The 23,030-nt window shown below is 67.4% G+C and carries 20 protein-coding genes and 1 tRNA gene; 11 read left to right on the top strand and 10 right to left on the bottom strand.

The genetic code is table 11. From position 1 onward, the window contains the following. Positions 1-90: 90 nt before the first annotated feature. The gene (locus tag DQ229_RS12605; RefSeq protein WP_114966607.1) at positions 91-819 is read right to left on the bottom strand and encodes a transporter substrate-binding domain-containing protein; all 729 of its coding nucleotides are present in this window, start codon (positions 817-819) and stop codon (positions 91-93) included. Positions 820-1,107: 288 nt separating this feature from the next. Here DQ229_RS12605 and gpmI point away from each other — a divergent pair, with 288 nt between their 5' ends. The 4 genes from gpmI to DQ229_RS12585 all read left to right on the top strand — a co-directional run bounded on the left by gpmI (position 1,108) and on the right by DQ229_RS12585 (position 5,805). Beyond that, the gene (gene gpmI / locus DQ229_RS12600; RefSeq protein WP_114966606.1) at positions 1,108-2,634 is read left to right on the top strand and encodes a 2,3-bisphosphoglycerate-independent phosphoglycerate mutase; all 1,527 of its coding nucleotides are present in this window, start codon (positions 1,108-1,110) and stop codon (positions 2,632-2,634) included. A gap of 95 nt (positions 2,635-2,729) precedes the next feature. After that, positions 2,730-3,869 (top strand): murein hydrolase activator EnvC family protein, encoded by a 1,140-nt coding sequence (locus DQ229_RS12595; protein WP_114966620.1) that lies wholly within the window; start codon positions 2,730-2,732, stop codon positions 3,867-3,869. Positions 3,870-3,878: 9 nt separating this feature from the next. Continuing rightward, positions 3,879-5,216, top strand: a complete 1,338-nt coding sequence (locus DQ229_RS12590; RefSeq protein ID WP_114966605.1) for a S41 family peptidase — start codon at positions 3,879-3,881, stop codon at positions 5,214-5,216. Positions 5,217-5,313: 97 nt separating this feature from the next. Then, entirely contained in the window at positions 5,314-5,805 is a 492-nt protein-coding gene (locus DQ229_RS12585; RefSeq protein WP_420796870.1) for an RNA pyrophosphohydrolase, read from the top strand. On the opposite strand, the gene mnmH is transcribed toward DQ229_RS12585, so the two are convergent. The 3 genes from mnmH to DQ229_RS12565 all read right to left on the bottom strand — a co-directional run bounded on the left by mnmH (position 5,747) and on the right by DQ229_RS12565 (position 10,702). Beyond that, positions 5,747-6,853, bottom strand: coding sequence for a tRNA 2-selenouridine(34) synthase MnmH (gene mnmH / locus DQ229_RS12580; protein ID WP_114966619.1), 1,107 nt, complete (start codon positions 6,851-6,853; stop codon positions 5,747-5,749). The genes DQ229_RS12585 and mnmH overlap by 59 nt on opposite strands. Before the next feature lie 329 nt (positions 6,854-7,182). Continuing rightward, positions 7,183-9,723, bottom strand: coding sequence for an ABC transporter permease (locus DQ229_RS12575; RefSeq protein WP_114966603.1), 2,541 nt, complete (start codon positions 9,721-9,723; stop codon positions 7,183-7,185). Between the two features lie 283 nt (positions 9,724-10,006). Beyond that, complete coding sequence (locus tag DQ229_RS12565; protein ID WP_114966601.1) at positions 10,007-10,702, bottom strand: ABC transporter ATP-binding protein; 696 nt, start codon at positions 10,700-10,702, stop codon at positions 10,007-10,009. Between DQ229_RS12565 and DQ229_RS12560 the strand changes: the two genes are divergently transcribed. The 5 genes from DQ229_RS12560 (at position 10,701) to DQ229_RS16840 (ending at position 14,218) form a co-directional block, all read left to right on the top strand. Then, positions 10,701-11,423: an arylesterase gene (locus DQ229_RS12560; RefSeq protein WP_114966618.1), complete on the top strand. Its 723-nt coding sequence runs from the start codon at positions 10,701-10,703 to the stop codon at positions 11,421-11,423. The two genes, DQ229_RS12565 and DQ229_RS12560, sit on opposite strands and share 2 nt — an antisense overlap. A 77-nt stretch (positions 11,424-11,500) precedes the next feature. After that, positions 11,501-12,289: an exodeoxyribonuclease III gene (locus DQ229_RS12555; RefSeq protein WP_114966600.1), complete on the top strand. Its 789-nt coding sequence runs from the start codon at positions 11,501-11,503 to the stop codon at positions 12,287-12,289. Positions 12,290-12,377: 88 nt separating this feature from the next. Next, positions 12,378-13,292, top strand: coding sequence for a thioredoxin (trxA, locus tag DQ229_RS12550; protein ID WP_114966599.1), 915 nt, complete (start codon positions 12,378-12,380; stop codon positions 13,290-13,292). A gap of 24 nt (positions 13,293-13,316) precedes the next feature. Then, a complete protein-coding gene (locus DQ229_RS12545) occupies positions 13,317-13,979 on the top strand; it encodes an LON peptidase substrate-binding domain-containing protein (protein WP_114966617.1) in 663 nt (220 codons plus the stop codon). Between the two features lie 86 nt (positions 13,980-14,065). After that, complete coding sequence (locus DQ229_RS16840; RefSeq protein ID WP_238381069.1) at positions 14,066-14,218, top strand: Trm112 family protein; 153 nt, start codon at positions 14,066-14,068, stop codon at positions 14,216-14,218. Positions 14,219-14,262: 44 nt separating this feature from the next. On the opposite strand, the gene aroC is transcribed toward DQ229_RS16840, so the two are convergent. Then, a complete protein-coding gene (gene aroC, locus DQ229_RS12535) occupies positions 14,263-15,369 on the bottom strand; it encodes a chorismate synthase (protein WP_114966597.1) in 1,107 nt (368 codons plus the stop codon). A 155-nt stretch (positions 15,370-15,524) separates the two neighbouring features. Here aroC and DQ229_RS12530 point away from each other — a divergent pair. Both DQ229_RS12530 and hrpB read left to right on the top strand, forming a co-directional pair. Beyond that, positions 15,525-15,600, top strand: a tRNA-Arg gene (locus DQ229_RS12530). A 64-nt stretch (positions 15,601-15,664) separates the two neighbouring features. Further along, on the top strand, positions 15,665-18,130 hold the full coding sequence (gene hrpB, locus DQ229_RS12525; RefSeq protein ID WP_114966596.1) for an ATP-dependent helicase HrpB: 2,466 nt from the start codon (positions 15,665-15,667) through the stop codon (positions 18,128-18,130). 4 nt (positions 18,131-18,134) lie between these two features. Here the strand turns inward: hrpB and argF are convergent, their stop codons facing one another. The 5 genes from argF to DQ229_RS12500 all read right to left on the bottom strand — a co-directional run bounded on the left by argF (position 18,135) and on the right by DQ229_RS12500 (position 22,956). Then, a complete protein-coding gene (argF, locus tag DQ229_RS12520) occupies positions 18,135-19,061 on the bottom strand; it encodes an ornithine carbamoyltransferase (protein ID WP_114966595.1) in 927 nt (308 codons plus the stop codon). A gap of 63 nt (positions 19,062-19,124) precedes the next feature. Continuing rightward, positions 19,125-20,312 (bottom strand): aspartate aminotransferase family protein, encoded by a 1,188-nt coding sequence (locus DQ229_RS12515; RefSeq protein WP_114966616.1) that lies wholly within the window; start codon positions 20,310-20,312, stop codon positions 19,125-19,127. A gap of 300 nt (positions 20,313-20,612) precedes the next feature. Next, positions 20,613-20,906 carry a 50S ribosomal protein L28 gene (gene rpmB / locus DQ229_RS12510; RefSeq protein ID WP_114966594.1) on the bottom strand — a complete coding sequence of 98 codons (294 nt, stop codon included), beginning with the start codon at positions 20,904-20,906 and terminating at the stop codon, positions 20,613-20,615. Positions 20,907-21,008: 102 nt separating this feature from the next. Beyond that, on the bottom strand, positions 21,009-22,022 hold the full coding sequence (meaB, locus tag DQ229_RS12505; protein ID WP_114966593.1) for a methylmalonyl Co-A mutase-associated GTPase MeaB: 1,014 nt from the start codon (positions 22,020-22,022) through the stop codon (positions 21,009-21,011). 103 nt (positions 22,023-22,125) lie between these two features. Further along, positions 22,126-22,956 (bottom strand): ABC transporter permease, encoded by an 831-nt coding sequence (locus tag DQ229_RS12500; RefSeq protein WP_238381068.1) that lies wholly within the window; start codon positions 22,954-22,956, stop codon positions 22,126-22,128. Positions 22,957-23,030: the final 74 nt, after the last annotated feature.

The raw sequence follows: 23,030 nt of genomic DNA, 5'->3' as shown, positions 1-23,030 counted from the left end.
GCGCGGATGCGCCCGCCTGGGGGGCGGGCGGGCGCATGCCCGGGCCGCAAGCGGCCCGGGCGGAATGAAACCAATCAGGCGCAACATGCCCTAGCTGAACGACCCTTTCGGCGCCACACCCGATACAGGCAACCCATGTTCGTGCAGAAACTGCGCGACGACCCCGGCTTCGCGCAACTCGTCCAGCGCTCCGGCAAGCGGCTCGAGCGCGGGCTCACGGCCCAGGGGCACGGCCAGGGCAGTGCCGGTGGCATGGAAATGCCCGTCGAGCACCCGCATCTCGGGCAGGTTTGCCGCCATGCTGTCAAGCGACTCGCGGCCAAGGGCGATCCCGTCGATCTCGCCCGCGCGGAAGGCAGCGATCGCGGCATCCAGCGTCGCGAACCCCGTGCTTTCGGCGTGCTGGAGCGTGCGCCGCGCGCTGCGCAGGGTCGCCGTGCCCTCAACCCCGCCGATCCGGCATCCGGGGCGGTCGAATCCGGGAATGTCGGTCGCGGGGTCATCCTTGCGCACGCCGTAGGTGCTGGTGCCGAGGTAGTAATCCGGCCCGAAGGCAAGCAGCTTCTTGCGTTCCGCATCGACGGGCACGAAAGTTACGTCCCATGTGCCATCATTGGCCGTGGCCACGATATGGGCCGAACTGTCACAGACCACCAGGTCAACCGGCAGGCCAAGTTGCACGCCGATCGCCCGCCCCAGATCGATCGTGACACCGACCGGCTCACCATCGGAATCGCGCTTGCACCAAACGCCTGAAATGGCCTGACCCACGGCAACGGCAAGGCGGAGCCTGCCGGTGGGAGCCACGGTATTAAGCATAGCGGAATCCTTGGGTGTTGCCACGTCACTCACCTTTCGATCATCGAATCCTGGCGCCGTTTCACCTGAAGGGCGCGCTCAAGGCCCTCGCCCGGCAGCGAGCCAGCCGAGGCCGAAACTGAAAATTGGTTAGCAGATATCGCCGGAACAGCAACATGGCTGTTGATCCGTGCGCGGAAACAATCCGATTCCAACCAACTGCAAACCGGTCTGGTCTGCCCGCTCTGGCAGGTTGCCCCACCGCAGCCAAGCGCCTAGAAGAAACGCCGAGCAGCAAGGAAACCGCCCATGACATCACCGCGCCCCGTCGTTTTGTGCATTCTTGATGGCTGGGGGTTGCGCGACAGCCGCGAAGGCAACGCAATCGCACAGGCCGCGACCCCGACCTATGACAGGCTGATGGCCACCTGCCCCAACGCCACGCTGATCACCCATGGACCCGATGTCGGCCTGCCAAGCGGGCAGATGGGCAACTCGGAGGTCGGGCACACCAATATCGGCGCGGGCCGGGTCGTGGCGATGGACCTGGGGCAGATCGACCTCGCGGTCGAGGATGGCAGCTTTGCCACGTTGCCCGCACTCACGCGGTTCATCGCGCGGCTAAGGGAAACCGGCGGCACGGCGCATCTGCTCGGACTGGTCTCGGATGGCGGGGTTCATGCCCATGTAAACCATATGCGCGCCGCGATTGACGCGATCACGGCGGCGGGTGTGCCGGTGGCCATCCATGCGCTGACCGACGGGCGCGATGTGGCGCCGACCTCGGCGCCCGAATACGTCGCCGCGCTTGAGGCCGGCCTACCCGATGCGGCACGCATCGTCACCGTTACCGGGCGCTATTGGGCGATGGACCGCGACCACAGGTGGGAGCGGGTGAAACGGGCATATGACGTCATGGTTCCGGGCATCGGCGGCGGGGCGCCCGATGCCGCCACCGCCGTGGCCGAGGCACATGCGCGCGGCGAAACCGACGAGTTCATCTCGCCCACGGTGATTGGCGACTATGACGGCGCAAGCGATGGAGGCGGGCTGTTCTGCCTGAACTTCCGCGCCGATCGCGCGCGCGAGATCCTCGCCGCCATCGGCGCGCCCGGCTTTGCCGAGTTCGACGTGTCCAGCCGCCCGCAATGGGCGGCACTTCTGGGCATGGTCGAGTATTCCGACGAACACAACGCCTATATGGACACCGTCTTTCCCAAGCGCGAGATCGCCAATACGCTGGGCGCATGGGTCGCAAAACACGGTTTGCGGCAGTTCCGCCTGGCCGAGACCGAGAAATACCCGCATGTGACCTTCTTTCTCAATGGTGGCCAGGAAGCGCCGGAGCCGGGCGAAGACCGTTTCATGCCGCCCAGCCCCAAAGTGGCCACCTATGACCTGCAGCCCGAGATGGCCGCAACCGAAGTTACCGAGAAACTGGTCGAGGCGATCGGGGCGGGTTATGATCTGATCGTGGTGAATTTTGCAAACCCCGACATGGTGGGCCATACTGGCGACCTAGGCGCCGCGGCCCGCGCCTGCGAAGCCGTTGACGCCGGGTTGGCGCGTGCCCTGAAAGCACTTGAGGCCGCGGGTGGCGCAATGCTGCTGACTGCCGATCACGGCAATTGCGAAACCATGATCGACCCCGAAACGGGGGGCCCTCACACCGCCCATACCACCAACCCGGTGCCCGTGGTACTGATCGGCGGGCCGGCGGGTGCGCGACTGCGCGCGGGCGGGCGCCTGGCTGACATCGCGCCCACGCTGCTGGCGCTGTTGGGCCTGCCACAGCCGCCCGAAATGACGGGCCGGAATCTGATTGAGGGACCGTGACTGCGCCGCGGCCGCCTTCCGCTGCCCGAGCCGGGAAACCCCGGCGGGGATGGCGGCTGCGGGTTTTGCTGCATGGGGTGCTGATCGTGATCGCCTTGGCGGCGGCGCCCGTGTTGTTGTCGCCGCTGCCTGCGCAGGCACAATCCGGGGCGGGCGCAGCGGAAGCGGCCGAACACGCCACCCGCGAGTTGCAGGAGGCCATCGAGGCACTGTCCGAAGCCGAAGCCGCGCGCGACCGCGTCGCCGCGCTCAGCCGCACCATCGCCGCCTATGAAGAGGGGCTGGCCGCCCTGCGCGACGGGCTGCGCCGCGCCGCTATCCGCGAAACCGCCATCCGCCGCCAGTTTGACGCCCGCTCGGCCGATTTGTCGCAGCTTCTGGGTGTGCTTGCGACGGTCGAGCGGACAGATGGCCCGCTTCTTCTGCTGCACCCTTCGGGGCCATTGGGCACCGCACGCTCGGGCATGATGCTGGCCGAGGTCGCGCCCGCGCTGGCCGCCGAGGCCACCGCGATCCGCGCGAACCTCGAAGAGATCGCGATGATCCGCGCGCTTCAGGAAAGTGCTGCGCATACGCTTGAGGCGGGGCTGGTGCAGGTGCAGCAGGCCCGCGTCGCGCTTGCGCAGGCAATCGCCGACCGCCGCGACCTGCCACAGCGGATCGTCGACGACCCCGAGGCACTGCGCGCCCTGCTCGACTCCGCCGACACGCTGGACAGCTTTGCCAGCGGGCTTGCGGGCATTGCCCTGCCGGGCGATGAAGGCGCCCCCGGCGACACCACCAGCACCGCGGCCTTCGAAGCTGCGCGCGGCACCCTGCCGCTGCCGGTGCAGGGCACCGTTCTGCGCCGCGCGGGCGAGGCCGACGCCGCCGGCATCCGCCGCCCCGGCCTGCTGCTGGCCACCCGCCCCCGCGCGCTGGTCACGGCCCCCTCGGCCGCCACGATCCGCTACCGCGGCCCGCTGCTCGACTACGGAAACGTGATGATTCTCGAACCGGCCGAGGGCTATCTGCTAGTGATCGCCGGGCTTGACATCGTATATGGTGACGTGGGTGAAGTGGTGCCCGAGGGAACTCCCCTGGGCCTTATGGGCGGTCAGGAGCCCGGCGCCGAGGAATTTCTCGTGCTGGCCCGCCAGGGCAGCGGCGACAGGACGGAAACGCTCTATATAGAACTGAGGCAAGGGGCAGAGCCGTTGGACCCCGCCGCGTGGTTCGCACAGACAAGGGAATAGGAAGACGCCATGAAAAAGTTCTTGTTCGCCGCGATCGGCGGTGTAATGGCCGGAGCCCTTCTGACAACGCAGATCGCCGGGCCGCTGGTCGCCCAGGAGACCCGCAACAGCCAGTCCGTCTATCAGCAGCTTGACCTGTTCGGCGATATTTTCGAGCGCATCCGCGCCAACTACGTCGAAGAGGTCGATCCCGCCGATCTGATCGAGGCCGCGATCAACGGGATGCTCACCTCGCTCGATCCGCATTCGGGCTATCTGCCGCCCAAGGATTTCTCGGACATGCGCGTGCAGACGCGCGGCGAGTTCGGCGGACTGGGCATAGAGGTCACGATGGAAGACGGCTTCGTCAAGGTCGTCTCGCCCATTGATGACACCCCGGCCGCTGCCGCCGGCATAGAGGCGGGCGATTTCATCACCCATATCGACGGCGAATCGGTCATGGGGCTGACCCTGGATCAGGCTGTGGACATGATGCGCGGGCCGGTCGGCTCGGAAATCGTGATAACCGTGGTGCGCGAAGGCCAGCCCGAACCTTTCGAAATCTCGATCATCCGCGACACCATCACCCTGACCGCCGTGCGCACCCGCATGGAAGGCGACAGCGTGGTGCTGCGCGTCACCACCTTCAACGACCAGACATGGCCCAACCTGCGTGACGGGCTGATGGAATCGGTTGAATCCGCCGGCGGGCTGGACAGTGTCAGCGGCGTGGTGCTCGACCTGCGCAACAACCCCGGCGGGCTGCTCAACCAGGCAATCCGGCTGGCCGATGCCTTCCTCGACCAGGGCGAGATCGTCTCGACCCGCGGGCGGCGCGACGAAGACAGCGAACGCTTCAACGCCACGGCGGGCGACCTGATCGAAGGCAAGCCGATCGTCGTGCTGATCAATGGCGGCTCGGCTTCGGCCTCCGAGATTGTGGCGGGCGCGCTTCAGGATCACCGCCGCGCCATCGTCGTGGGCACCCGCAGCTTCGGCAAGGGCTCCGTTCAGACGGTGATGCCCCTGCGCGGCGACGGTGCCATGCGGCTGACCACCTCGCGCTATTACACGCCCTCCGGGCGGTCGATTCAGGCGCTCGGTGTCTCGCCGGATATCGTGGTCGAGCAACCGCCGCGCCGCAGCCCCGCAGATGAAAACGACAATGGCTCGGTGCTGCCACCGCGCTCCGAGGCCGATCTGCGCGGACGGCTCGACAATGACAGCATGTCGGAAGACGAACTGCGCGTGCTGGAAGAAGAGCGCCGCGCCGCCGAAGAGGCCGCACGCCTGCGCGAAGAAGACTACCAGCTTGCCTATGCGCTGGACATTCTGCGCGGCCTGTCGGCAATCAACGGCCGGCGCTGATTCGCGCTCCCGATGCGGCAAACAGCGCGGCCCGGATAACGCGATCAGATCGGCAGCCCAGCTGCCGGTCTGCCATTTCTTTTCCCGAACAAAGCACTTGCCCATGACCGCTGCCCATGACCGCCTGCCCTATCGCCCCTGTGTGGGCGTCATGCTGATCAACCGCGACGGGCTGATCTTTGCCGGGCAGCGCTTCGACAGCGCAATCCCGGCCTGGCAAATGCCCCAAGGCGGAATCGACTCGGGCGAAGACCCGCGCACCGCCGCCCTGCGCGAGCTGGAAGAGGAAACCGGGATCCCCCCCGGCCAGGTCGATATCCTCGACGAAACCGAGGACTGGATGCGTTATGACCTGCCGGACCACCTGGTCGGCAAGATCTGGGGCGGCGATTACCGGGGGCAGGAGCAGCGCTGGTTCCTGATGCGTTTTACCGGCACCGACAGCGAGATCGCCCTCGACACCGAACATCCCGAGTTTTCCGAATGGCGCTGGCTGCGCGCGGCTGAGTTGCTTGAGGGGATCGTGCCCTTCAAGCGCGATGTTTATGCCCGGCTGATCGAACGGTTCCGCCCGCATCTGGCTGCCTGAGCCGCGCGACCGCCTGCTCCAGCCTGTCCGCCGTGGCGGCAAGACCCTCAGCGCGCATGTCGGTCATCTCGATCCTGTGCTGCGGGGGTTCGGCGCGGCGCAGGGCACTGCGGGCATAGCGGGGGTCGTAATGAACCTCCATCAACGCGGCGGCCAGCGCCTCGAACGCCCCCTCGCGGGCAAGGGCGTGCCAGGTCTCGATCCGTTCAGCCGCATGATAGGGTCTGAGCCGGTCAATCACCGCTGCCAGTTCCGCGCGATCCTCGGTCAGGTCGGCATAGCTGCGCGCCAGATAGGCCGCGCGTTCTGCCAGCGGCGCGGCAAGCGCGACACGAGGCGCGCGCTGCATCGCCTGCCACAGGGCAGGGGGCAGGAACAGATCGCCGATCTTGTTCGACTCGGCCTCGACCACCACCGGGCGCGCGCTGTCCAACCCGGCCATCGCCCGCGCCAGCGCCGTCTCGAACGCCTTCTGCGAAGGCTGGCCGCCGGCGCGCGCCCCAAAAAGCGAACCGCGATGCCGCGCCAGCCCCTCAAGGTCGATCACCTGCACGCCGCGCGCAGCCATCAGGTGCAGAAGCTCGGTCTTCGCCGTGCCGGTATTGCCATCGAGCACTGCCAGAGGCGCGGGGAACGGCGCCTTGTAAAGCATCTCCACCACCATCCGGCGATACCCCCGCCAGCCATCTTCCAGCGTTTCGGCCTGCCAGCCGATCTGGCGCAGGATCGTCGCCACCGAGCCAGAGCGCTGCCCCCCGCGCCAGCAATAGACCAACGGGCGATACCGCGGCCCCTTGCCGACCAGGTGCCCCTCCAGATGCGCCGCCACATTGCGCGCCACCAGTGCCGCCCCCATTCGACGCGCCATGAAACGGCTTTCCTGCACATAGACGGTCCCGACGCGGGCGCGTTCCGCGTTGCTCAGGGCCGGCAGGTTCACCGCGCCGGGGATGTGATCCTCGGCGTATTCCGCGGGCGAGCGCACGTCGATGATGTCATCGAAACCGGCGGCAAGAAGTTCGGCAAGCGTGGCAGGTGCGTAGGGCATCATGAAGCTTTATCCCAGGACATGCGCAGAAGGAAACCGCCGGCGTGGAACGAAGGCCGCAGGCCCACCGCGCCATTCGTTCCTGCCGCCCTCTTGGCCTGGCGGTTTGCCGAAGCAGGCGCATCCTTCACACCTCACACGGAGTTGGCAGCATGAACCGCCTCGGTTCACCGATCGGATCACTGGCCCGCCGCCATGCCAGATGCGCATCCTGCCCGCCTCTTCACTGTGAGAAAAATATCCCCGCCGGAGGCCCTGTTCCGGCTGTCAACCGTGCGACAGCCAAAGCGAAGGGCACTCCCGCGGCCAGGAACGCCAACTTGCCCCTCTCACTCCTGCGCGCGCAGCACCGAAGCCGGGCGCGCCGCCAGCGGACGCAAGGCAAAGCCCAGCCCGGCCAGCAATGTCGCCACGACCCCGCCCAGCACGATGGCGATGGCCGAAACGGGCTCGAACCGGTAGCCGGTTTCCATGACGAAGGTCATGACCGCCCAGCCCGCCAGCCCGCCTGCAACGATGGCCACCCCACCCGCCGCTGCGCCCAGCATCGCGGAGCGCAGCGCAAAGCTGGACAGAATGCGCCCGCGCGTCGCGCCCAGCGTCTTGAGCACCGCCGCCTCGAACACCCGCGCACGCTCGCCGGCAGCCGCCGCCCCGATCAGCACGATGAAGCCCGTCAGCAGCGTCGCCGCCGCGGCATAGGTCGTGGCCGCCGCGATGCCCGAAAGCGCCTCGGCCACCTGTTCGATCGCATCACCCACGCGCACGGCGGTGATGTTCGGGTAAGCCCCCGCCAGATCGCGCAGGATTTCGGCCTCGGCCTCTGGCGCCGCGTAGACCGTGGCGATGTGGGTATGCGGCGCCCCCGCCAGTGCGCCCGGGTTCACCGCCATGACGAAGCCGATTCCCGCGGTCGAGAAATCGACCACGCGGAAATTGGCGATCTCGGCCTCGATGTCGCGGCCGAGGATGTTGACGGTGACGGTATCGCCGATCGAAAGGCCCAGTTCCTCGCCCGCATCGGCGGAAAAACTCAGCAACGGGGGGCCGTCGTAATCTTGCGGCCACCAGACGCCCTGGGTGATCTGGGTGCCCTCCGGGGGGAGCGCCGAATAAGTCACGCCCCGATCGCCGCGCAAGACCCAGTGCTCACCTGCAACCTCGCGCGCGGGGCGGTCGTTGATCCGGGTGATGACCCCACGCAGCATCGGCGCGGTTTCCACATTCGACACCATCGGGTCGCCGTCCAGCCGCTCGAGAAAGCCGGGCAATTGATCGTTCTGGATATCGACGAAGAAATATGACGGCGCGCGTTCGGGCAGTTCATGCTCGATCGCCATGCGCAGGTTCGACTCGATCTGCCCCACGGCGGCCAGAACCGACAAGCCCAGCCCCAGCGACAAGATCACTGACGCCGCCTCTTCACGCGGGCCGCCCACCGCTCCCAGGGCAAGCCGCAGCGCCGAGCGTCCGCGCACCCACCGCGACCGTGCCGCCCGGCGCGCCAGCCGCGCGACCAGATAGGCCGCCAGCATCAGCGCCAGCAGCGCGCCGATAATGCCCCCGGCACTGCCCAGCGCCAGCACCGGCACGCCCGAAAACCAGGTCGCGGCCCCCACCAGCGCCACCACCAAGGCCAGCGTGACCAGCAGATAGACCGGATGCGGCAGCGCGCGGCGCCCCCCGCCACCCGAGTCGCGAAACAGCGCGCCCGCGCGCACCTCACCCGTGCGCGCCAGCGGCCAGAGCGTGAAGATCAGGGCCGTCATCACCCCGTAGAACGCGGCCTCGGCCAGCGGCGCGGGATGAACGGCGAAAACGGCCGGCACCGGCAGCTGCGCCGAGAGGACCGGCGCAAGCACCAGCGGCAGCCCTGCCCCCAGCCCCAGCCCCAGCCCCACACCCAGCAGCGTCAGCGCCCCGATCTGGAAGAAATACACGGCAAAGATCGTGCGCCCCTCGGCGCCCAGCGTCTTGAGCGTAGCGATCACGGCGGTCTTACCGTCGAGATAGGCGCGCACGGCGGCCGAAACGCCCACCCCGCCCACGGCCAGGCCCGCCAGCCCGACAAGCACAAGAAACGCACCGATCCGGTCCACGAAACGCTCGATCCCCGGCGCCCCGCGTCGGCTGTCGCGCCAGCGCATCCCGGTGTCGCTGAAGGCGGCCTCGGCCTCGGCGCGCAGGGCCTCAAGGTCAGTGCCCGGCGCCAGTTGCAGCCGGTAGCGCGAATCGAACAGCGTGCCGGGTTCCAGCAGTTGAGAGCCTGCCAGCGCCTCCGTGCGCACCACTGTGGGTGGGCCAACACCGAACCCCCCGGTGGCACGGTCGGGTTCGCTGACCAGGATGGCGGTCAATTCGAATTCCTGGGTGCCCAGCCGGAAGGTATCGCCCGGAACCAGCCCCAGCCGATCCACCAGAAGCCGGTCCATCACCGCGCCGGGCAGGCCGCTGGCCTGTTCACCCAGCGCGTCGCCAACCGGCATGTCAGGCTCCAGCACCACTGCGCCGACCAGTGGCCAGCCGTCATCGACGCCCTTCACCTGGCTCAGGGCGCGTTCCGGCCCCTCGGCGCCATCGATCACCACCATCGAGCGAAAATCGACGATCTCGGACACGCGCGCGGCGCGGCCCTCCATCCAGGCGCGTTCGTCCTCAGTGGCGAAGCGATAGGTGAAGCTGAGTTGCGCATCGCCCCCCAGAAGCACGGCCCCTTCGCGCGCAAGCCCGGCCTCGATCGACGCACGCACCGAACCCACGGCGGCAATCGCCCCGACCCCCAACGCCAGACAGGCCAGGAATATCCAGAAGCCCCTCAGCCCGCCGCGCAGCTCGCGCCGGGCGATGCGGAATGCCACGGCAAGGTTCATGGCCGGACCTCCCGCGAGGGGGCGGGACCTTGTGCATTTGGAGCCGAAGAAGCGTGACCGAAATTGCCCTCCACGCAAGAAGCATGGAGGTTCCAAAGTTGCAAGGCGACCTGTTCATCGAGGGCTACGCCGCGATATTGCTCGCTCGAGGAGTTTCCCCTAACGACTCCTACGCGAGGGTATTCACCTTTAACGCGCAAATCCGCCCGGCTAATATCGATACCCGGCTCAAGCTCTTCATTGCGAGCCAGCTTCACGAACTGAGGTAGGCATAGTGGCAACATCACTCTGCCGCCCTCCGCAGGTCTTCGCCGGCGATCTGCCCGTCATCGAGCCGCACGACCCTGTCGCAGCGCGCGGCCAGTTCCGGCGCATGGGTCACAAGGATCAGCGTGGCACCGTGCCGGTCGCGCAGATCGAACAGCATGTCCATGATCGCGTTGCCGTTGGCAGCATCAAGGTTACCGGTCGGCTCGTCGGCCAGCAGAATCTTGGGTCGTGGCGCAGCTGCACGCGCAAGCGCCACGCGCTGCTGCTCGCCCCCCGACATCTGGCTGGGGTAATGGTCAATCCGCGCGCCCAGCCCGACAGAGCGCAGCTCCTGCTCGGCGCGCTCGAACGCATCGGGCGCGCCGGCCAGTTCAAGCGGGGTCGCGACATTTTCAAGCGCCGTCATGGTGGGGATCAGGTGGAAGGACTGGAAAACAATTCCCATATTGTCACGACGGAAGCGCGCCAGCGCGTCCTCGTTCATCGCGGTCAGGTCGCGGCCCAAAGCCATGACCACCCCCCCGGTGGCGCGCTCGAGCCCGCCCATCAACATGAGGAGTGAAGACTTGCCAGAGCCCGAAGGCCCCACCAGCCCGAGTGTTTCGCCCGTGCCCACGTCCAGGGTGATGCCCCGCAATATCTCGACCGGCCCGGCATTGCCTTGCAGGGTCAGCCGGGCCTCCTTGAGCGAAAGTATGGGGTCGGTCATGAAAACTGTCCTTTGGCTGGCCATATCACGGGGATATGGGGCATGGGGCACCCTGCGCAAGCCGCTGATTGCACTTGCCGCCGTGGTGGGGCTTGCCCTGCCCGGCGCCACTGCCGCCAATGACGGCACTCTGACCATCAGCGCACTGGGCGACAGCCTGATCCAGGGCTACGGATTGCCGCAGGACGAGGGCTTCGTGCCCGTGCTTGAAAACTGGCTGCGCGCGCGCGGCCATGACGTGAATGTGATCAACGCGGGCGTGTCGGGCGACACCACGGCAGGCGGCCGCGCCCGTATCGACTGGACCCTCGCCGACAATCCCGATGCGCTGATCGTGACGCTGGGCGGCAACGACCTGCTGCGCGGGCTCGACCCGGCGGAAAGCCGCGCCAACCTTGCTGCAATCCTTGAGGCGGCCAGCGCCGCAGGGGTGCCGGTGCTGATCTCCGGGATGCCCGCGCCCGGAAATTACGGTCCCGAGTTCAAGCGCGACTTTGAGGGCATGTATCCCGAGTTGGCCGAAGAATACGGCGCGCTGCTCTACCCCGATTTCCTCGGCCCGGTCAGCGAAAAGGCCCTTTCAGGGATGTCGCTTGCCGACCTGATGCAGGACGACCGCATCCACCCAAACGCCGAGGGCGTGCGCCAGATCGTCGAGGCCATCGGCCCGACGGTGGAGGCGCTTCTGGAACTTGTGGACCCTGCGGGGGGAAGCGGCTGACCCTTGCCGTGACGGGCACCCTTGCATCGCGCCCGGCATCCATGCTTTCACCGCCGGCGGATCACACGGAGTCACCCATGCCCTTCACCATCGCCACCTGGAACATCAACTCGGTCCGGCTGCGCGCCGAACTGGTGCAGCGCCTGCTGCACGAGCAGGCGCCCGATATCCTGTGCCTTCAGGAATGCAAAAGCCCCGTCGAGAAGATCCCCGCCGAGATGTTCGCCAGGCTGGGCTATGGACACATGGTGGCGCGCGGGCAGAAGGGCTACAACGGCGTGGCGATCCTGTCGCGTCTGCCGCTCGAGGACGCCGGGAACATCGACTGGTGCGGGCGGGGCGATGCACGCCATGTGGCCGCGCGGCTGGAAAACGGCGTCACCATCCACAATTTCTACATTCCCGCAGGCGGCGATGTGCCCGACCGCGAAGTGAACGAGAAATTCGGCCACAAGCTCGATTTCCTGACCGAGATGCGCGCCCATTTCGGCGACAGTCGGCCGGAAAAGGCAATCCTTGTGGGCGATCTCAACATCGCCCCGCGCGAAGATGACGTCTGGAGCCACAAGCAGTTGCTCAAGGTAGTGAGCCACACCCCTGTCGAGGTCGATCATCTGGGCACCGCGCAGGAAGCCGGCGGGTGGGTGGACATCACCCGACAGGACATCCCCGAAGGGCAGCTTTACAGCTGGTGGTCCTATCGCGCGCGCGACTGGGACGCCGCCGACAAGGGGCGCAGGCTGGATCACATCTGGGCCAGCCGCGACATCGCGGGTGCCGGGCATGACAGCCGGATCCTGCGCGATGTGCGCGGCTGGGATCGCCCCTCGGACCATGCGCCGGTGCTGGCGCGGTTCGACATCTGATCGCCCGCGTCGGCACTTCCCCCTTGGCCTTTGAGGCGCCGGCGCACATATAGGGCGCAACACGCGACACCAGATTGAGGAAAAAAAGATGCTGGAACTTGGCAGCGGCAACCAACAGCCGCAGGCGAAAGGTGATCTGATCACCGACGGATCCGAGCAGAACTTCATGGCCGAGGTTGTCGAGGCCAGCCGCGAAGTGCCCGTGATCGTGGATTTCTGGGCGCCCTGGTGCGGCCCCTGCAAGACCCTTGGCCCCGCGCTCGAAGCCGCCGTGCAGGCTGCGGGCGGCAAGGTGCGGATGGTCAAGATCAACGTCGATGAAAACCAGCAGATCGCCGCGCAGTTGCGCATCCAATCCATTCCCACGGTCTATGCCTTCTGGCAGGGGCAACCGGCCGACGGCTTCCAGGGCGCCCTGCCCCCCAGCGAGATCAAGAGTTTTGTCGACAAGATCGCCGCTCTGGCTGGCGGCGATGACGGCCTGGGCGAGGCCATCGATGCCGCCGAGGCCATGCTTTCCGAAGGCGCCGCAGCAGATGCGGCCCAGACCTTTGCCGCAATTCTCGGGCAGGAACCAGGCAGCGCCGCCGCGCATGGCGGGCTGGCGCGCGCTCATATCGCCATGGGCGATCTGGACAAGGCCGAGGCACTGATCAACGCAGCCGCGCCCGAAATCGCAAACAGCCCCGAGCTTGAGGCCGCTCGTGCCCAGCTTGCGCTGGCCCGCCAGGCCGCGGATGCGGGCCCCATCGACGAATTGCGCGCCAAGGTCGGGGCCGAGCCCGACAACCATCAGGCCCGCTTCGACCTCGCTCAGGCGCTGCACGCCAATGGCGAGGTCGAAGAGGCGGTCGAAGAACTGCTCGAGCTTTTCCGCCGCGACCGCGACTGGAATGACGGCGCGGCCAAGGCGCAGCTCTTCACCATCTTCGAGGCGCTCAAGCCCGGCGACCCGATCGCACAGAAGGGGCGCCGCCGGCTCAGCTCGATGATATTTGCCTGAGCCGGTGGGGCGGGCTAGGTCTTGATCATGTTGAAAGCCGATCTGCCTGACGCCATACCGATCTTTCCCCTGCCGGGGGCGCTGCTGCTGCCGCGTGCCCGGCTGCCGCTGCATATCTTCGAGCCGCGATACCTCGCCATGCTCGACGATACGATGAAGACCACGCACCGCCTGATCGGGATGGTCCAACCACGCGCGGCGCCCGGCCCCGCACAGCGCGCCGGCGGCAGTGCCCCACCCCTGCACAGTATCGGCTGCGCCGGGCGGCTGACCGGGTTCTCGGAAACCGAAGATGGCCGCTACATGATCACTCTCACGGGCATCTCGCGCTTTCGGCTCAGGCGCGAGGTTTCCGGCTTTGCGCCCTATCGGCGGGCAGATGTCTCGTGGCAAGGGTTCGAGCGTGATCGCGCCGGGCCGGAAAGCGACCCGGATTTCGACCGTGAGACGTTTCTCGAACTTCTGGGGCGGTTCTTTGCCGCGCAGGAACTTTCAACCGACTGGGACAGCCTGAAAGATGCCGAGGACGAGCTTCTGATCAACTCGCTCTCGATGCTCTGCCCCTTCGACCCGGAGGACAGGCAGGCGCTGCTCGAAGCCCCCTCGCTGGCCATACGGCGCGAAACCCTGATAACATTGATCGAGTTCGCCCTGCGCAGCGGACATGGCGAGGAAACGATGCAATGAACCAGCCCGACGATCAAAGCCACACACAGGCCGAAAGCCCGCAAGAGGCTACCGTAACGCCCGCCCATCCCCGGTTCGACCGGCGGATGCTAGAAGCGCTGGTCTGCCCCGCCACCCAGGCGCAGTTGGGCTATGACGCCGACCGGCAGGAGCTTGTCTCGCGCGCGGCGCATCTGGCCTATCCGATTCGTGACGGCATTCCGATCATGCTGGTCGATCAGGCGCGCGAGATCGATTGACAGCCGATGCTTGCGCTATGCAGGCCAGACACCCCTCGAAGCGTTCAGCCGATGGCGCCGCGCGGCCCTTCACCAACCTGCGCACGGTGCAGCAACAGCTGATCGAGCAGCACACAGGCCATCATCGCCTCACCCACCGGCACCGCACGGATGCCGACGCAGGGGTCATGGCGGCCCTTGGTGATGATATCCGTCTCGTCGCCATTCACCGTGACGGTGCGGCGCGGATCGAGGATCGAAGAGGTCGGCTTGACCGCGAAACGCACCACAACCTCCTGCCCTGTCGAAATACCGCCCAGCACGCCTCCGGCATGGTTTGACAGATACTCCGGCCGCCCGTCTGCCCCCATTCGGATCTCGTCGGCATTTTCCGAACCCGTCAGCGCCGCCGCCGCCATGCCCGCCCCGATCTCGACGCCTTTCACCGCGTTGATTGTCATCATCGCCGCGGCCAGTTCGCTATCGAGCTTGGCATAAATCGGCGCACCCAGCCCCGCCGGCACACCCGAAGCGGCCACCTCGATCACCGCCCCCACTGAATTGCCGGATTTGCGCAGCCCATCCAGATATTCGGCCCATTGGGCCGCAGCCTGCGCATCCGGAACCCAGAATGGATTGCGCCCGATCTCATCGCGGTCGAAACGCGCGCGGTCGATCCCGTGCGGCCCCATCTGCACCATGTAACCGGTGATCTTCAGCCCTGGCATCAGCGCCGCCAGAACCTCGCGCGCGACACCTCCGGCCGCCACCCGCGCTGCCGTTTCCCGCGCGCTCGACCGCCCGCCGCCGCGTGGATCGCGCAGCCCGTATTTCTGCCAGTAGGTGATATCGGCATGTCCGGGGCGGAACTTCTGCGCGATCTCGGAATAATCCTTCGAGCGCTGGTCGGTATTGCGGATCATCAGCTGGATCGGCGTGCCGGTGGTCTGGCCCTCATAGACGCCCGAAAGGATCTCGACCGCGTCGGCTTCGCGGCGTTGGGTGGTGTAACGGCTCTGCCCCGGCTTGCGCCGGTCAAGCCAGTGCTGAAGCATCGCGGCCTCGAGCGGAATGCCCGGCGGACAGCCATCCACCGTGGCGCCTAGTGCCGGCCCGTGGCTTTCGCCCCAGGTGGTGACGCGGAAAAGATGACCGTAGGTGTTGAAGCTCATGGCGCGCACTCCCTTGAGGCTGCTTTATCCGCGCACGCGCGCAGGCTCAAGCCGGTCTGTTCACACCACCGCGCCCCGGAGGCACGCATTTTGCCTTTGAAGTGCCCGGCCGCGCGGGGTAAATCTGCCCCGCACCGGCCAACCGCCGGTATCGCGGCCCCGTAGCTCAACGGATAGAGCACCGGTCTTCTAAACCGATGGTTGCAGGTTCGAGTCCTGCCGGGGTCGCCAAATGCGCTTTTGTCCGGCCAGGCGGCACTGGCCAGGGGCGCGAAATTTCCCGATAAGGGCAGACATGCGGCAAGAGCTTCCCATAGACGCGGTTCTGCCTGCCCTGGTTCCGGCGCTTGCCCGGGCCGGACGTGCCGTGTTGCAGGCACCGCCCGGCGCCGGCAAGACGACGCGCGTGCCACTGGCGCTGGTCGAAGCCGGGTTCTCCTCCCGCATCGTGATGCTGGAGCCGCGCCGGCTGGCCGCCCGTGCCGCAGCCGAGCACATGGCCGCCAGTCTGGGCGAGGCCGTGGGCGATACCGTGGGGTATCGCATCCGGGGCGAGGCGAAAGTATCGCGGCGCACACGTATCATTGTTGTGACCGAGGGCATCCTGACCCGGATGATCCAGGCCGACCCTGCGCTAGAGGATGTCGGCACCGTCATCTTCGACGAGTTTCACGAGCGCTCGCTGAACGCCGACCTGGGCCTTGCGCTGCTGCTCGAGGCCCGCGCGGCGCTGCGCCCCGATCTGCGGGTGCTGGTCATGTCGGCAACGCTGGATGCCGCGCCGGTTGCCGCGCTGATGGGAGATGCACCCGTGATCACCGCCGAAGGGCGCAGCCATCGGGTAGAAACCCGCTGGCTGGATCAGCCGTTGCGGGTGGGGGCGCGGCTCGATCAGGCGGTGGCCGACCTCGTTCTGCGCGCGCTGGACGAGACCGAGGGCGGCCTGCTGGTCTTTCTGCCGGGCGAGGGCGAGATCAGGCAGGTCACCGCGCGCCTGAAGGGGCAACTGCCCGCAAACTGCGTGCTCCATACGCTTTACGGCGCGATGCCTTTCCGCGACCAGCGCGCCGCGATTACGCCCGCTGCGCAGGGGCGCAAGCTCGTGCTGGCCACCGCGATTGCCGAAACATCGCTGACAATTGAAGATGTCCGCGTGGTGGTCGATGCCGGCCGCGCGCGGCGGGCGCGTTTCGACCCCGGTTCGGGCATGTCGCGGCTGGTGACCGAACGTGTCAGCCGCGCCGAGGCCGAGCAGCGCCGGGGTCGCGCCGGGCGGGTTGCGCCGGGGGTCTGTTACCGGCTCTGGACACGTGGCGAGGAAGGGGCGCTGCCCGCCTTCGCCCCGGCCGAGATCGAAGTGGCTGACCTGTCCGGGCTGGCGCTGGAACTCGCCCTATGGGGCGTGGGCGATGGCGCGGGGCTGGCCTTTCTGACGCCACCGCCCGAGGGGCCGCTGGCCGCCGCGCGGCGGTTATTGCGCGATCTTGGGGCACTGGATGCGGCGGGGCGGATCACCGCACACGGGCGGGCGATGGCGGCGCTGCCGTTGCACCCGCGTCTGGCGCATATGCTGCTGCGCGCGGGCGCTCAGGCCGCGCCGCTGGCCGCGCTCCTGTCAGAGCGTGACCCGTTGCGGGGCGCGCCCGTGGATCTGGGGTTGCGGCTGTCGGCGCTTGCGGACCCTTCCCGCTTTGCCGCCGAGCACGGCATGCAGGCCGACCGTGGCACACTTGATCGCATCCGTCAGGAGGTGCGGCGGTTGCGCCGGATGGCACCCGATGCGCCACAGGACGATGCCGAAAGCCCCGGTGCGATGGCGGCACTGGCCTATCCCGACCGCATCGGCCTGCGCCGCAAGGGCGAGGCGCCGCGCTGGGTGCTTTCGGGCGGCAAGGGGGCCGTGATGGATGCGCATGACCCGCTGGCGGGCGCGCGGCTGATCGTGGCGACCGATCTGGACGGCGACGCGCGCGAGGCCCGGATCAGGCAGGCGGCGCAGATCACCGAATCCGAGTTGCGCGTGCTGTTCGCCGGGCAGATCGGCTGGGTGGATGTTTGCGATTGGTCGCGCCGCGAACGCCGTGTCATCGCACGACAGCAGGAGCGGCTGGGCGCGCTGGTGCTGGTCGACAGGATCTGGCGCGACGTCCCGCCCGAGGCAGTGGCGCGCGCCGCGCTTGAAGGGGTGCGCGAGCTGTCGCTTGATGCTTGCGGCATGACGCCGGCGGCACGGCGGTTGCAGGCGCGGGTGATGCTGTTGCGCGGGCAAGGCGCCGATCTGCCGGATTTCTCGGATGCGGCGTTGATGGACCGTGCCGAGGATTGGCTGCTGCCGCATCTTGCCGGTTGCCGCACGGCGGATGATCTGCGCGCGCTCGACCTGCATGAGCCGCTGCGCCAGAGCCTTGGCTGGGATGCGTTGCAAATGCTCGACCGGCTGGCGCCTGCCCATTTCACCACGCCCCTGGGGCGGCGGGTGCCGATCGACTACAGCGGCGAGTTTCCTTCCGCTGCGGTGCGCCTGCAGGAGGTGTTCGGCGTGACCGAGCATCCGGTCGTGGGGCCGCAGCGCCTGCCTTTGCGCTTGACGCTGCTGTCACCTGCGCAGCGCCCGGTGCAGGTGACGGCCGATCTGCCGGGGTTTTGGAAAACCAGCTATGCCGATGTGCGCAAGGACATGCGCGGCCAGTATCCCAAACACCCCTGGCCCGAAGACCCGACCGAGGCCGCGCCGACGCTACGCGCAAAGCCGCGGCGCTGACGCCTCAGGCCCCGAGGCACCAGCGCATAATCGCCTTTTGCGCGTGCAGGCGGTTTTCGGCCTCGTCGAAGATCACCGATTGCGGGCCGTCCATGACGCCGCTTGTGGCCTCTTCATCGCGATGCGCGGGCAGGCAATGCATGAACAGCGCATCGGAGCCGGCAGCCGCCATCAGGCGCTCATTCACCTGATAGGGGCGCAGCAGCCGGTGGCGGCGCTCCTTGGCTGTCTGGCTGTCATGCATCGAAATCCAGGTGTCGGTGACGATCAGGTCGGCGCCCTGGGCGGCGCGCAGGGGGTCGCGCTCGATCTCGACGGTGACGCCAGCCGCGCGCGCGCCATCGACAAAGGCCGGTTCCGGGTCAAGCTCGGGCGGGCCGGTGAAGGTGAAATCGAAGCCGAACTGCCCGGCAGCATGCAGGAACGAGGCACAGACATTGTTGCCATCGCCGGACCACACCACCTTGCGCCCGGCGATGGGGCCGCGGTGTTCCTCGTAGGTCAGGATATCGGCCATGATCTGGCAGGGATGCGTGCGGTTGGTCAGCCCGTTGATGACCGGAACATCGGCATATTCGGCCAGTTCCAGAAGCGTGGCCTCCTCGAATGTGCGGATCATGATCAGGTCGACATAGCGCGACAGCACCCGTGCGGTATCGGCGATGGTTTCACCGTGGCCAAGCTGCATCTCGCTGCCCGATAGCACCATGGTCTCGCCGCCCAACTGGCGCACCCCGACATCGAAGCTGACGCGCGTGCGGGTCGAGGGCTTTTCAAAGATCAGCGCCACCATGCGTCCAGCCAGCGGCTGCTGGCTGTCGGGCGTGCCGCGGGGCTGACCGGCGCGCGCGGCTTTCATCGCGCGGGCCTGATCGATCATCGCCCGCAACTCATCCGCCGGGGTTTTGTGAATGTCGAGAAAATGCTTCATGTCCCTGTTCCTTTTGGGGTCCTGCCCTGCTTTCATTATGTGCCGCTGCAACGTCGGGGCAGGTCAGCCTGACGGTGCGGCAACACTGGTTGCCGCGCGATCGAGCCGGGCCAGGGCCTCGTCGATCTCTTCGTCAGTAATGTTAAGCGGCGGCAGCAGCCGCACCACATTGTCGGCTGCGGGCACCGTGAGCAGCTGCGCGCCGTAGCCCGCCGCGACGACATCGCCCGCGGCCACGCCCTCGCGACATTTCAGGCCCAGCATCAGGCCCATGCCGCGGAACCCCTCGAATACGTCCGGGTGCGCGTCCACCAGCGCCGCCAGCCCCTGGTTGAGCCGCCCTGCCTTGCGCCGCACCGCATCCAGAAAGCCGGGGTCCGAGACGATCTCGGTCACGCGCAGCCCGACCGCGCAGGCCAGCGGATTGCCGCCGTAGGTCGAGCCATGCGTGCCAGCAACCATGCCGCGCGCAGCGTCTTCGGTGGCCAGCACCGCGCCCAGCGGAAAGCCGCCGCCAATGCCCTTGGCGACCATCATGATGTCGGGCGTGACCCCGGCCCATTCATGCGCAAACAGCCGCCCCGTGCGGCCCATGCCGCATTGCACCTCGTCGAGGATCAGCAGCGTCCCGGTGCGGTCGCACAGCGCGCGCAGGGCCTTGAGCTGGTCCTCGGGCAGCGGCCGGATGCCGCCTTCGCCCTGCACGGGTTCGATCATCACGGCGGCCACGGTCTCATCCATCGCCGCCTCGATCGCCGCCGGGTCGGCCCAGGGAAGCTGCCGAAAGCCGGGCAGAAGCGGGCCGAAGCCCTTGACCATCTTTTCCGACGGCGCGGCAGAGATCGCCCCGGTCGAACGGCCGTGAAAGGCGCCCTCGAACGTCAGGATCGTGACGCGCTCGGGCTGGCCCTTGTCATACCAGTATTTGCGCGCCATCTTGATCGCCAGTTCGGCGGCCTCGGTGCCCGAGTTGGTGAAAAAGACCGTATCGGCGAAACTCTCGGCCACCAGCCGCTCGGCAAGGGCCTCCTGCGCGGGGATACGATAGAGGTTCGACACATGCCACAGCTTGCCGGCCTGCTCGGTCAGCGCCGCAACAAGTGCTGGGTGAGCATGGCCCAGCGCATTCACCGCGATCCCCGCAGTCATGTCCAGATAACGCGCGCCCCCGGCTTCGGTCAGCCAGCTGCCCGACCCCTCGACAAAGGACAGCGGCGCGCGGTTATAGGTCGGCAAAACGGCAGGGATCATGTGGAAAATCCTTTTGCGGAAGCCCATCAAGTGCCAAAGGCGCAAGGGCAAGTCAACGTGAGGCGGGAAAAGTGCAGGAACAGCGGCAGCAGGCGCGCGCCTGGCCGGATCACGCGCGGCGGCGTCGGCGCAGCGGCAGCAGGGTGATATGGGCACATCTGTTCATGCCCTGCCGATAGCGCCCTTTGGCCCCGCTGTCCATCCCGTTGCAACCGCCAGCGCCTGCCGGATGCGCACCGTCAACGCAAAAGACCCCGCCGGAAGGCGGGGCCGTGTACACTTCTCGATCATTGCACCCGATCAGGCGGCGGCGGAAGCCTGCGCCTTGGCGATATCGCGCTTGATCTTCAGCGCGGTGGGCGAAAGTTCGTCATCCTTGGCGCGGGCGAGAAAGGCATCCAGCCCGCCGCGATGATCGACGGTGCGCAGCGCCGCCGCCGAGATACGCAGCTTGAACGAGCGGCCCAGCGCATCGGAAATCAGCGTGACATCGTTCAGATTCGGCAGAAAGCGGCGCCGCGTCTTGTTGTTGGCGTGGCTCACGTTGTTGCCACTCATCGGCCCCTTGCCGGTCAGTTCGCAGACGCGCGACATGATGGTGATCCTTGTTCAGACGGTTGTGAGGGGTCGCACATGGCGTCCCCTTGGCATTTCATCGGGGCGATTTACGGGCAAAGCGCCACAGCGTCAAGCGATTCATCCCCCTTTGCGCGGTGAAGTGTCCGCCACGGGCGGCGCGGAAAAGGCGGCCAGCACGTCGGCGGCCGCGGCGGCCGGGCTCATGCGCCCTTCGGCAACCGCCTCGCCCAGCCGGTCCATGCGCGCGCGGGCCGTCCCGCTGGCGCGCAGACGCGCGAGCAGCGCCTCGCGCACCTCCTCCTCGAACCAGTGGCGGGCCTGCGCCGCGCGGCGGGCTTTCCAGTGCCCCTGCTCCCTGCGCCAGCTGGCAAGCGCGGTGATCTCGGCCCAGGCCTCGTTCAGCCCGCTGGCATCGAGTGCCGAGACACAAAGCGCCTTGGGGAAGCCCTCCGGGTCATGCCTGCGCTTGCGCAAGAGCTGCAGCGCCCCGGCATAATCGGCGCAGGTGCGGCGGGCGGCGTCTTTCAACTCGCCATCGGCCTTGTTCACCAGAATCAGATCAGCCGCTTCCATGATGCCGCGCTTGACACCCTGAAGCTCATCCCCGCCCGCCGGCGCGATCAGCAGAACGAAGACATCCGACAACTCGGCCACCACGGTTTCCGACTGGCCGACACCCACGGTCTCGATCAGCACCACGTCGAAGCCGGCCGCCTCGCACAGGGCCACGGCCTCGCGCGTGCGGCGCGCGACACCGCCCAGATGCGTCTGGCTGGGTGACGGGCGGATAAAGGCGCGCGGATCGCGCGAAAGCCGTTCCATCCGGGTCTTGTCGCCCAGGATCGAGCCACCCGAACGCGCCGAGGACGGATCGACCGCCAGCACCGCCACCCGCAGCCCCTGTTCCACAAGCATCAGGCCGAAAGCTTCAATGAAGGTGGATTTCCCCACGCCGGGTGTGCCGGACAGCCCCAGCCGCAGGGCCTCGCGCCCGTCCTGCGCCAAGGCCTCGAGCAGGGCGGCGGCCTGCGCACGGTGATCGGCGCGCCCGCTTTCGACAAGCGTGATCGCCCGCGCCAGCGCGCGCCGGTCTCCGGCGCTGATCTTGCGGCTCCACTCGGCTATGTCCATGCCATCCCGTCCTGCCTTGCCCGGCCCTGCCCTTCTGTCATGCCCGTTTGCATCCGGCGGGGCAAGCGGCCCTCCGCCCCGTGGCCCCTCACCCTGCGGCACGTCAGGATTTCAGCCGGTAGCCCGTGCGGAACCAGTGCCAGCACAGCGCCGTCGCCGCCAATGTGGCAAGACTGACAACCACCAGCCCCAGCCACGGCGATGAATCCGATTGCCCGATCATGCCGTAGCGCACCCCGTCGATCAGGTAGAACACCGGGTTCCAGTGCAGGATTGTCTGCATCAGCGGCGGCACCGACTCAACCGAGTAGAAGGTGCCCGAAAGAAACGACAGCGGCGTGATGATGAAATTGGTGATCGCAGCCATATGGTCAAACTTGTGCGCGACGATCCCCGCCAGCACGCCAAGCGCGCCCAGGAAGGCCGATCCGAGCAGCACGAAGACCAGCGCCCATCCGGGATTGGCCAGCCCCACCCCCAGAAGCAGCGCCATAGGCAGAGCCACGGCCACCGCCACAAGCAGCCCGCGCGCCACCCCGCCCACCAGATAGCCCAGCACCAGCTCGATCGGAGAAAGCGGCGGCATCAGCGTGTCGATGATATTGCCCTGCACCTTCGAGACCATGATCGATGACGAGGTGTTGGCAAAGGCGTTCTGAATCACCGTCATCATCAGGATGCCGGGGGCAAGGAACTGCACGAAGGGCACGCCCATCACCTCGCCCCGCGTCGGTCCCAACGCCAGGCTGAAGACTGCCAGGAACAGCGCGGCGGTAATCAGCGGCGCGGCGAGTGTCTGCGTCCAGACAGCCAGAAAGCGGCGCACTTCGCGCTCGCAGAGCGACCACAGGCCGATCCAGTTGACCCGGCCAAAACGCCGCACCCCCATCGACCTTGCTATACTGGCCGCCATTTCGGTCGGGCGGGTATCCATCGCGCGTCCTCGCTGCTTGCATTCGGCCTGTTCGGCTTGTATCTCACTGCGTCGCCCTTACAATAGGGGCGCAC

This window comes from Alkalilacustris brevis (assembly GCF_003350345.1).
Lineage (GTDB): Bacteria > Pseudomonadota > Alphaproteobacteria > Rhodobacterales > Rhodobacteraceae > Alkalilacustris > Alkalilacustris brevis.
This window is presented reverse-complemented; position numbering and strand designations above follow the sequence as displayed.